At 74.0% G+C, this 9,662-nt stretch carries 10 protein-coding genes; 5 read left to right on the top strand and 5 right to left on the bottom strand.

Annotation, left to right across the window (positions count from 1 at the left end; genetic code table 11):
* Positions 1 to 336: 336 nt before the first annotated feature.
* Complete coding sequence (locus tag AB0873_RS28450; RefSeq protein WP_366603510.1) at positions 337 to 1,959, top strand: alkaline phosphatase D family protein; 1,623 nt, start codon at positions 337 to 339, stop codon at positions 1,957 to 1,959.
* 63 nt (positions 1,960 to 2,022) lie between these two features.
* Here the strand turns inward: AB0873_RS28450 and AB0873_RS28445 are convergent, their stop codons facing one another.
* A complete protein-coding gene (locus AB0873_RS28445) occupies positions 2,023 to 2,793 on the bottom strand; it encodes a hypothetical protein (protein WP_366603508.1) in 771 nt (256 codons plus the stop codon).
* A 386-nt stretch (positions 2,794 to 3,179) separates the two neighbouring features.
* Here AB0873_RS28445 and AB0873_RS28440 point away from each other — a divergent pair, with 386 nt between their 5' ends.
* The gene (locus AB0873_RS28440; protein WP_366603506.1) at positions 3,180 to 3,389 is read left to right on the top strand and encodes a hypothetical protein; all 210 of its coding nucleotides are present in this window, start codon (positions 3,180 to 3,182) and stop codon (positions 3,387 to 3,389) included.
* On the top strand, positions 3,386 to 4,324 hold the full coding sequence (locus tag AB0873_RS28435) for a sensor histidine kinase (protein ID WP_366603504.1): 939 nt from the start codon (positions 3,386 to 3,388) through the stop codon (positions 4,322 to 4,324). Before AB0873_RS28440 ends, AB0873_RS28435 begins: the two co-directional genes overlap by 4 nt.
* 83 nt (positions 4,325 to 4,407) lie before the next feature.
* Here the strand turns inward: AB0873_RS28435 and AB0873_RS28430 are convergent, their stop codons facing one another.
* Complete coding sequence (locus AB0873_RS28430; protein ID WP_155332147.1) at positions 4,408 to 5,037, bottom strand: MBL fold metallo-hydrolase; 630 nt, start codon at positions 5,035 to 5,037, stop codon at positions 4,408 to 4,410.
* Positions 5,037 to 6,122 (bottom strand): S-(hydroxymethyl)mycothiol dehydrogenase, encoded by a 1,086-nt coding sequence (locus AB0873_RS28425; RefSeq protein ID WP_366603502.1) that lies wholly within the window; start codon positions 6,120 to 6,122, stop codon positions 5,037 to 5,039. The genes AB0873_RS28430 and AB0873_RS28425 overlap by 1 nt, the downstream gene beginning before the upstream one ends.
* Before the next feature lie 183 nt (positions 6,123 to 6,305).
* Here AB0873_RS28425 and AB0873_RS28420 point away from each other — a divergent pair, with 183 nt between their 5' ends.
* On the top strand, positions 6,306 to 6,725 hold the full coding sequence (locus AB0873_RS28420; protein ID WP_366603500.1) for a hypothetical protein: 420 nt from the start codon (positions 6,306 to 6,308) through the stop codon (positions 6,723 to 6,725).
* Between the two features lie 24 nt (positions 6,726 to 6,749).
* Here AB0873_RS28420 and AB0873_RS28415 read toward each other — a convergent pair whose 3' ends face one another.
* On the bottom strand, positions 6,750 to 8,111 hold the full coding sequence (locus AB0873_RS28415; protein WP_366603498.1) for an MFS transporter: 1,362 nt from the start codon (positions 8,109 to 8,111) through the stop codon (positions 6,750 to 6,752).
* Between the two features lie 100 nt (positions 8,112 to 8,211).
* Positions 8,212 to 9,321 carry a CapA family protein gene (locus AB0873_RS28410; RefSeq protein ID WP_366603496.1) on the bottom strand — a complete coding sequence of 370 codons (1,110 nt, stop codon included), beginning with the start codon at positions 9,319 to 9,321 and terminating at the stop codon, positions 8,212 to 8,214.
* Between the two features lie 41 nt (positions 9,322 to 9,362).
* Between AB0873_RS28410 and AB0873_RS28405 the strand changes: the two genes are divergently transcribed.
* Positions 9,363 to 9,617, top strand: coding sequence for a hypothetical protein (locus AB0873_RS28405; RefSeq protein ID WP_366603495.1), 255 nt, complete (start codon positions 9,363 to 9,365; stop codon positions 9,615 to 9,617).
* Positions 9,618 to 9,662 lie beyond the last annotated feature (45 nt).

Genomic DNA, 9,662 nt, shown 5'->3' with positions numbered 1-9,662 from the left:
GACCGGGCGGCCGCCATCATTCCGGGGCCGCTCGCCCTGCCATCAAGGCGGGCGCTGCTCGATCGTCCAGGTGATGTAACGACCCCGTCCCCGCCCCCATTCCACCCCCGGGATGCCGCCCATCACACCTCCCAAACCCGACATCAGGCGTGACACGGCACAGGCCAGCCGGACATACCACCCACCGCAACCGCCCAGCCGGGCGGAGCGAGGAGTACGACCGTCCAGAGCAGACGGACGCCGGACACGGCAATTGCGAATCCCGATGGAAAGACTGGAGAACACTGGCTGTGCGGGGCAGCGGACGGGGTGTACTTGACGGTAGACACATAGACCATGACGAACACCCTCGACCGTCGTACCCTCCTGCGTGTCGCCGGCGCCTCAGCCGGCACGGCCGTGCTCGCCGGCGCCACCCTCGCCGGCCCGGCCCAGGCCACCGGCGGCGCGTTCCGACACGGCGTGGCCTCCGGTGACCCCCTGCCCGACGGCGTCCTGCTCTGGACCCGGCTCACCCCCACCGAGGAATCGCAGCCGGGCTCCGGTGTCGGCCCGGACGTCACGGTGGCCTGGCAGGTGGCCGCCGACCCGGACTTCGCGTCGGTGGCCGCGCAGGGGACGCTGGTGACCGGTCCCGCCCGTGACCACACCGTCAAGGTGGCGGTCAGCGGGCTGGCGGCGGCCACGACGTACTGGTTCCGCTTCGGCTACGCCGGAGCCTGGTCGCCCATCGGTCGCACGATGACCGCCCCGGCGGCGGACGCCGAGATCGATCGGCTGCGACTGGGCGTGGTGTCCTGTTCGAACTGGGAGGCGGGGTACTTCGCGGCGTACCGGCACCTGGCCGAGCGGGGCGACCTCAACCTGGTGGTGCACCTCGGCGACTACCTGTACGAGTACGGCACCGGCGAGTTCGCCGCCGGGGACACGGTGGTGCGGCCGGTCCGTCCGGCGCACGAGACCCTGACGTTGCAGGACTACCGGATCCGGCACGCGCTCTACAAGAGCGACCCGGATCTGCAGGCCCTGCACGCGGCGGTGCCCTGGGCGATCACCTGGGACGACCACGAGGTGGCCAACGACCAGTGGTCGGGTGGGGCGGAGAACCACACACCGGGCACCGAGGGCAGCTTCACCGACCGGGTGGCGGCGGCGCGCCAGGCGTACGCGGAGTGGATGCCGGTGCGCACCGGCGCGGACGGTGCCATCTACCGACGGCTGCGCTTCGGCCGGCTCGCCGACCTGTCCATGCTGGACCTGCGGACGTACCGGTCGCAGCAGGCCTCGGGGGTGGCGGTCGACGACCCGCGGCGGACCCTCACCGGCGACGCGCAGATGGCGTGGCTGAAGGCGGGCCTGGCGTCGTCGGACGCGCGCTGGAAGCTGGTCGGCAACCCGGTGATGATCTCCCGGCTGGACGTGGGCGCCCTGCCGGCGTGGCTGTTGGGGCCGCTGGGCACGCTGCTGGGCATCCCGCAGAACGGGGCGGTGCTCAACACCGACCAGTGGGACGGGTACAACGCCGACCGCAACGAACTGATCGACCACCTGCGGTCGAACGGCACGAAGGACGTCGTCTTCCTGACCGGTGACATCCACACGTCCTGGGCCAACGAGGTGACCACCAGGTCGACCGGGCTCAGCGACCCGGCCGCCGCCGAGTTCGTGGTGCCGTCGGTGACCAGCGACAACGTCAACGACTTCCTGGGCCTGCCGGCGGGTAACGCGCTCAGCGCCCTGGGTGCGGGCCTGATCCGCTCCACCAACCCGCACGTGCGGTGGACGGAGCTGGACGGGCACGGCTACGGCGTGCTGGAGGTGACCCGGCAGCGCTGCCGGATGGACTGGTACCACCTGGCCGACCGGACGCGCGCCGCGACCGGTAGCCGCTGGGTGGCGGGGTGGTCGGTGGCCGCCGGCTCGGCGCGGCTGCGCCGGGAGAGCGCGCCGCTGGTCTGACGACGAGGACATGACGAACCGGCCGGCCCCCGTTCGGGGACCGGCCGGTTCGTCATGCGGTTGTCACCAGTTCTGGGCGACGATGTCGGCCGCCTGCTCCTCCCACTGCGCGTAGTGGAAGGGGTACGCCGAGACCTGCACCGTCTGCGCGGCGGTGGTCAGCGGCAGGTCCTGCCAACCGTCGACGTTCTTCAGCGCCTCGAAGAACGCCGTGGAGGCGTACTCCGGGTCGGTGATCTGCTCGGGCGAGCCCCAACCCGACGACGGACGCTGCTGGAACAGGCCCTGCGAGTCGTGGTCGTTGTACACGCCCAGGTGACCCAGGTTGTACAGCTTCGACTCCTGCAGCGCGGTGGCGATGCCGATGACCGCGCCACGCTCGCCGACGCCGGTCTTCTTGGCGACCTTGATGATCTCCTTGGCGTTCTCCCGCTGGGCGCCGTCGAGCGGTACGCGCGACTGGGCGCCCTGCACGCCGTGCGGAATCAGCTCCTCGCGGGTCGGCTTGCCCGCCCGCGGCTTGTCGGTGGTGCCGCCGGTCGTCAGGCCCGACTCGACGGGCACGTCGGACGTGCCCGACCCGGAGTCGCCCGGCTTGGCGCTCTTGCCGGTGGCCAGTTCGATGGCGGCCACGGCACCCGCGTGCGGGCCGCTGGTGATGGGCGCGGCCACGGCCGACGGGGCGACGGCCAGGGCGCCGATGGCGGCGACGCCGGCCACGCTGAGCGCGACCTTGCGGTTCGGCTCCTTCGTGATGGCCGGAAGCCATCCGGCGATCTTCTGGTGCGAGTCCTTCGCGATGGCCGGGAGCCATCCAGTGAAGTCGTACTTCACGATGTGCCCTTTCGGTCAGGCGAAGCGCTCCGGAATGAGCACTCCATGGGGGAACTGCCACGCCGGAGGGGGTTTGAGTTCCGGCAGTACGGGGGACACAACCCGGTTGGGCAGGTGGTCATTCCGGGGAACCAGCTTCGGCGACGGGTCTGCGGTCCAGGTCACGCCGAGTTTCCGACACCCGGTCGGCGACGGCGCAGAGGACGACGGACCGGCCGGGCGCAGGCGTGACCGGCCAGCACGCCGAGGGTGGGTCGGAACCGGACACCGAACGCGCCCGTGCCGATTCGGGGCGGGAGTGTACGCGGAACCGGCGCTCCCGGACGGCCTCCGAGCACCGCCGAACGCCGGGGCTAGAGTGGGGACTCGACTGGGAGGCGAGGACGGTGACCACTGGGGCCGTGGTCGGCCAGGTCGACCTGGGTGACCACATCTGCTGGACGTACGACGACGAGACCGGCGGTCTCGACGCCGTGGCCTGGTTCGTCCCCTCCGGTCTCCCGTGGGACCAGAACGTCCGCTGTTTCCTCGGTGCGCCCGGCCCGGGGAGGGTCCTGGCCGCCGTACGCGAGCGGGGCGCGGGGATGGCGTCGTGACGGGGACGTTGCCGGCTCAGGACGAGTTCGTCCACGAGGGGTTGTTCTACCGCGACACCGACGCGCTGGTCGCCGGCCTGGTGCCGTTCGTCGCCGGCGGTCTGGCCGCCGGGGAACCGGTCCTGGTGGCGATGCCCCGCGCCCACCTGGACCTCGTCCACGACGCCGTCGCGGAGCCGGACGCGGTGTGCTGGGCGGACATGGCCGACGCCGGGCGCAACCCGGGGCGGATCATCCCGTGGGTGTTGCAGGCGTTCGTCGACCGGCACCCCGGCCGGCGGGTACGCATCGTCGGCGAGCCGATCTGGGTCGGGCGCAGCGCCGCCGAGTACCCGGCGTGCGCCCAGCACGAGGCTATGATCAACCTGGCCTTCACCGGCCGAGCCGCCACGATCCTGTGCCCGTACGACGCGGCGGGCCTCGACGACACCGCCCTGGCCGACGCGTACGCCACCCATCCGGTGCTCGTCGACGCCGCCGGCCGCCGGTCGAGTCCCGCGTACGCCCCGTCGGACGTGGTGGCCCGCTACAACGCGCCGCTGCCGGCGCCGGCCGAGCCGGTCGACGTCCGCGCGTACCACGTGGACACGCTGCCCGAGCTGCGCCGATTCGTGGCTTCCCGGGCGGCGGTGGCCGGCCTCGCCGCGGACCGGGTGGCGGACCTGCAGATCGCCGTCACGGAGCTGGCTGCCAACAGCGTCGCCCACGGGGGTGGCAGCGGTGTGCTCCGGGTGTGGACGACCCCCGAGCACCTGGTGTGCGAGATCCACGACGGCGGCTGGCTGAGCGATCCCCTCGCGGGCCGGCTGACCCCGGCGAGCGACGGCATCGGCGGCCGGGGTCTGGTGATCGTCCACGCCCTCTGTGACCTGGTACGCGTGCACACCACGCCGGCCGGCACCTCGGTACGCCTGCACATGCGGCGCCCGCTCTGACGCCGGCGCCGGAACGCCCCGGCACACCCGCGACCGCCGCGCCGCAACGACCGGCCACGGCCCGCGACCGACGCGTGTGCCGGTCAGTGCCCGCGGGCCACCCACTCCTCCAGGTGCGGTGCCTCGGCCCCGACGGTGGTGCTCGCGCCGTGCCCGGTGTGCACGATCGTCTCCGGCGGCAGCGTGAACAGCAGGTTCCGGACCGAGCGGATGATCGTGCCGAAGTCGCTGTACGAACGCCCGGTGGCGCCCGGCCCGCCGGCGAACAGGGTGTCGCCGGTGAACACCACGCCGAGCGCCGGCACGTGGAAGCTGCACGCGCCGGGGCTGTGCCCGGGGGTGTGCAGCACGAGCACACTGGTGCCCGCCACCTCGACGGTCGCACCGTCGCGCAGCTCCCCACCCGGCGGCTCGTCCGGGTGCACGAGATCCCACAGGACCCGGTCGGCGGGATGCAGGAGCACGGGCGCGCCGGTCGCCCGGGCCAGCGCGGGCGCCACGCGGACGTGGTCGTCGTGCGCGTGGGTGGCGAGGATGGCCCGCACCCGGCGATCGCCGACGACGGCGAGGATCGCGTCGACGTCGTGCGGCGCGTCCACGACGACGCACTCGGTGTCGTCGCCGAGCACCCACACGTTGTTGTCGACGTCGAACGTCTGCCCGTCGAGGGAGAAGGTGCCGGCGGTGACGGTGTGGTCGACCCGGGCGGCCATCAGAAGACCACCACCGAGCGGAGCACGTCACCCCGGTGCATGCGGGCGAACGCCTCCTCCACCTGGTCCAGTGCGATCTCCTCGGTGACGAACGCGTCCAGGTCGAGCCGGCCCTGCAGGTAGAGCTGGGTGAGCGTCGGGAAGTCGCGGCTCGGCAGGCAGTCGCCGTACCAGCTGGACTTGAGCGCGCCGCCGCGTCCGAACACGTCCAGCAGCGGCACCTCGACCGTCATCTCCGGGGTGGGCACGCCGACCAGCACGACCGTGCCGGCGAGGTCACGGGCGTAGAACGCCTGCTTCCACGTCTCCGGCCGGCCGACCGCCTCGATGACCACGTCGGCGCCGACACCGCCGGTCGCGGCGCGGATCGCCTCCACCACGTCCTGCTTCGTGGCGTCGACGGTGTGGGTGGCGCCGAAGCGGCGGGCCCAGTCGAGCTTCCGGGCGTCGGTGTCCACCGCGATGATGGTGGTGGCGCCGGCCAGGGTGGCCCCGGCGATGGCCGCGTCGCCGACGCCGCCACAGCCGATCACGGCCACGGAGTCGCCGCGGGTGACGCCGCCGGTGTTCATCGCCGCGCCGAGGCCGGCCATGACGCCGCAGCCGAGCAGGCCCACCGCCGCCGGCCGGGCCGCCGGGTCGACCTTGGTGCACTGTCCCGCGTGGACGAGGGTCTTCTCGGCGAAGGCGCCGATCCCGAGGGCCGGGGCGAGTTCGGTGCCGTCGGTGAGCGTCATCCTGCGGGTCGCGTTGTGGGTGGCGAAGCAGTACCACGGGCGACCCCGGCGACAGGCCCGGCACACCCCGCAGACGGCCCGCCAGTTGAGCACCACGAAGTCGCCGGGCGCGACGGAGTCGACGCCGGCACCGACCTGTTCGACGATGCCGGCCGCCTCGTGCCCGAGCAGGAAGGGGTAGTCGTCGTTGATCCCGCCCTCGCGGTAGTGCAGGTCGGTGTGGCAGACCCCGCAGGACAGGACGCGGACCACCGCCTCGCCCGGCCCGGGATCCGGCACCACGATCGTCGTCACCTCGACCGGCGCGCCCTTGCTGCGGGAGATGACTCCCCGGACCTGCTGGCTCACGATCTCCTCCTGCTCCGCGGCGTCGCCCGCCGCCGGTCGACAGACGCGGTGCCCCGGCACCGCCGATCACGCTTCCGGGTGAAAATACCGCCGAAGTTCCCGATCGTCGTGGCGGCGCGGGGGTTAGCGCCACCGGTGCGGGGTAGGCGGGCGCACGGTTCGATCGTCCGACGGGAGTGGGCCATGAAGGTCAGCCATGTGCCGCTGCGGGTCAGCATCGGCGCGTTCATCCTCAACTCGGGGTTGAGCAAGCGGGGACTGGAGGGCGAAGCCGCTCAGGGCATGCACGGGATGGCCGTGGGAGCCGTCCCGCAGCTCCGGCAGCTCGACCCGGACCGGTTCGCCCGGCTGCTCTCCCGGGCCGAGACCGCGCTGGGGGTCGCACTGCTCGCGCCGTTCGTCCCGTCGGTGCTGGCCGGTCTGGGTCTGGCCGCGTTCGGCGCCGGCCTGGTGCAGCTCTATCTCAAGACGCCCGGGATGCGCGAGGCCGGCAGCCTGAAGCCCACCCAGCAGGGCATCGGTCTGGCCAAGGACTCCTGGCTGCTCGGGGCCGGCCTGACCCTGGTCCTCGACGACCTCATCCTCCGCCGCCGGTTCAGCTGAGCACCGGACCGGACGGGCCGCTGGTCAGGAGGTCGCCGGCGCGACGGCCGGCGCCGGGGCGGCCTGCTCGGCGGCGTGCCGACGCCGGGCGGCGTTGCGCCAGCGCAGCACCTGCACCGCTCCGAGCGCCCAGAGCGCGTACTGCACGCCGAAGGCCCAGCGGAACGCGGTCAGGTCGGGTGTGCCGCGCCCGCCGGGAGTGGCCACGTCGAGGACCACGCCGACCGCGAGGACGAGGCCGATCGAGGCGACGAAGCCGCCGACGTTGACGATGCCGGCGGCGCTGCCGATCCGGTTGACCGGATTGAAGGTGCGGGCGTAGTCGAAGCCGATCATCGAGCCCGGGCCGTTGACGGCCAGGACCAGTACCAGGGTCACCAGCAGCCAGCCCGGCGCGCGGCCCGGCCAGGCGAGCACGACCGTCCAGACCGCCGCGGTGGCGCCGGTGATGGCGAAGACCAGCACCGAGCGACGGTACGGGTGCCGGGCGCACAGGTGCGCGATCACCGGCCCGGACAGCAGCGTCGCGACCGTCATGAGGGTGAGCAGCGAGGCGGCCGCGGTGGGGCTGAGGCCCTGGCCCTGCACCAGGAACGGATACCCCCAGAGCAGGGCGAACACCGCGCCGGAGAACTGGGTGACGAAGTGCGTCCAGAGCCCGAGTCGGGTGCCGGGCTGGGCCCAGGCCGCGCCGAGCTCCCGGCGCACGGCGGCGAGGGTGGGGGTCGGGCCGGTCGCGGTCTCCCGGTGCGGTGTGTCCCGGACGGCGGCGACCACCATCACCAGCACGGTCGCGCCGACCGCGGCGGCGACGAGGAAGGCGGTGGTCCAGCCCGCGCGGTGCAGCAACGCCACCAGGGGTACGGCGCCGAGGATCGCCCCGAGCTGCCCGAGCGTGCCGGTCAGCTGGGTCACCAGCGGGTTGCGGCGTCCGGGGAACCAGAACGCCACGATCCGCAGCACGCTGATGAAGGTCGTCGCGTCGCCCAACCCGACCAGCATCCGGGCCAGCACCGCGAGGCGGACGTCGGTGGCGAGGGCGAAGCAGAGCTGACCGGCGAGCATCAGCGCACCACCGGCGATCAGCAGCCGGCGGGAGCCGAACCGGTCGAGGAGCACCCCGACCGGCACCTGCATCGCCGCGTACACGGCGAGCTGGGCGACGGAGAACGTGGCCAGCGCCGCGGCGTTGATGTGGAACCGTTCCACGGCGTCGACGCCGGTGACCCCGAGCGAGCTGCGGTGGAACACCGCCGCCACGTACGCGGTCAGGGCCACCCCCCAGACCAGCGCGGCGGAGCGACGGGGCACGACCGGGCCGGCGGCGACCGGCAGGATCACCGCAGTGTCCGCGCGATCTCCCTCGGGCGCCGAGGGATGCGTCATGCCTCCATGATGCGGCCGGGTCGTCCGTCGAGGTACGCCGCCCACCGGGACGGTGGCTCAGGCCACGCCGGTGCGCGGAGCGGCCCGTCCGACGGCGACGTCAGGACGGCGCCGTTTCCCGCACGAGCAGTCCGTCCGGGTCGACGGCGACGGGGCCGGCGAAGGGTGCGCCGAACCCGCCGAGCAGGTCGGCGAACCAGCGGGCGTCGTCCGGGCCGGCGCGCTCCAACCGCAGCCGCCGCATCCGCACCGGGACGGCCCGCAGTCGGCGCAGCCGGCCGGTCGCCCAATCGAGCGTGGGCAGCCACAGCAGGCGCAACTGCGGCCGGTACGCCTCGTACCCGCCGATGCCCTCGTAGTCGTCGACGAGGTCGCCGCAGCCGTAGAGGACGAGGCGGTCCCGGTACACCTCGACGGGGCGCGGGTGGTGGGAGGAGTGCCCGTGCACCACGTCCACGCCCGCGTCGACGAGGCGGCGGGCGAAGGCCACATGTTCGGGCGGCACGTCGTACCCCCAGTTGGTGCCCCAGTGCACGGAGACCACGACCCGGTCCCCCGGCCGCGCTTCGGCGGCGATCCGGGCGGCCAGGGCTTCCGCCGACGCGGCCGACACCTCCGGCAGGTACGCGACGCCCGCCCGGTCGTCGCTCGCCGCCCAGTGCGGCGGCACGCCGCTCGACGGCGCGGCCACGGACCAGACCAGCAGGCGGCCGTCGGTGCGGCGCACCACGGCGGGCCGCCAGGCGGCGGTGGCGTCCGGCCCGGCGCCGGCGGTCGCCACCCCGGCTCCGGCGAGCGCGTCCAGGGTGTCGGCGAGACCCACCGGCCCGAAGTCGAGGCAGTGGTTGTTGCCCAGCACGCAGACGTCGAGCCGCGCGGCGGTCAGTGCGGCGACGTTCGCCGGGTGCATCCGGTAGTGGACGCCCTTCGTCGGGTCGTGCGTCCCCCGCCCGGTCACGGCGGTCTCCAGGTTGACGATCCGCACGTCCGGGGCCGCCGCGTCGAGCAGGCCGAGCGCGTCCCCCCAGAGCCGGTGCGGTGGCGCCGGCCTCGGGACGGGTCCGTTGGCGGCCTCGGCGAGGGCCACGTACTCGCGGGCGTCGCGCACCGCCGCCTCCCGCAGATCCGGCGGGGCCGGCCGGGCCAGGACCGCGTCGACGCCGCGGCCGGTCATCACGTCGCCGCCGAGCAGCAGCGTCAGGTCGCCCATCCGGTCCGTGTTCCCCGCCCGGCCGCGCCCTCACCTGCCGCATGGACACGTCGCCCGCGGGGTGGCAGGGCCGCCGATTCGCCCGTCACCTGCCGCTGCCGGCGGGCCGGAACCGGGCCGGGCGGCACCGGATCGAGGCGCGCAACCGGGTGCTGACCGCCGCCCTGCGACGCCCCACCGGCATGGTGCTGCGCGCGGCGGCCGGCGCCTGGCGGGACCCGGCCGGCGAGCGGGCAGCGGTCGCCGCGGCGGCGCCGGCGGCGAACCGACCCCGGCGCGTCGGCGGGCCGCCGTAAGGTGGGGACGGAGCGTCGGCAGCGCCGGACCCGCCGCGGCCTCGT

It is taken from the genome of Micromonospora sp. NPDC047707 (genome assembly GCF_040704235.1).
GTDB lineage: Bacteria > Actinomycetota > Actinomycetes > Mycobacteriales > Micromonosporaceae > Micromonospora.
This window is presented reverse-complemented; position numbering and strand designations above follow the sequence as displayed.

Excerpts from the sequence above, each read along its gene's own strand:
- AB0873_RS28420 (WP_366603500.1), top strand. The coding sequence starts at position 6,306 with ATGAAGGTCAGCCATGTGCCGCTGCGGGTCAGCATCGGCGCGTTCATC.
- AB0873_RS28405 (WP_366603495.1), top strand. The coding sequence starts at position 9,363 with ATGGACACGTCGCCCGCGGGGTGGCAGGGCCGCCGATTCGCCCGTCAC.
- AB0873_RS28415 (WP_366603498.1), bottom strand. The coding sequence starts at position 8,111 with ATGACGCATCCCTCGGCGCCCGAGGGAGATCGCGCGGACACTGCGGTG.
- AB0873_RS28450 (WP_366603510.1), top strand. The coding sequence starts at position 337 with ATGACGAACACCCTCGACCGTCGTACCCTCCTGCGTGTCGCCGGCGCC.
- AB0873_RS28430 (WP_155332147.1), bottom strand. The coding sequence starts at position 5,037 with ATGGCCGCCCGGGTCGACCACACCGTCACCGCCGGCACCTTCTCCCTC.
- AB0873_RS28410 (WP_366603496.1), bottom strand. The coding sequence starts at position 9,321 with ATGGGCGACCTGACGCTGCTGCTCGGCGGCGACGTGATGACCGGCCGC.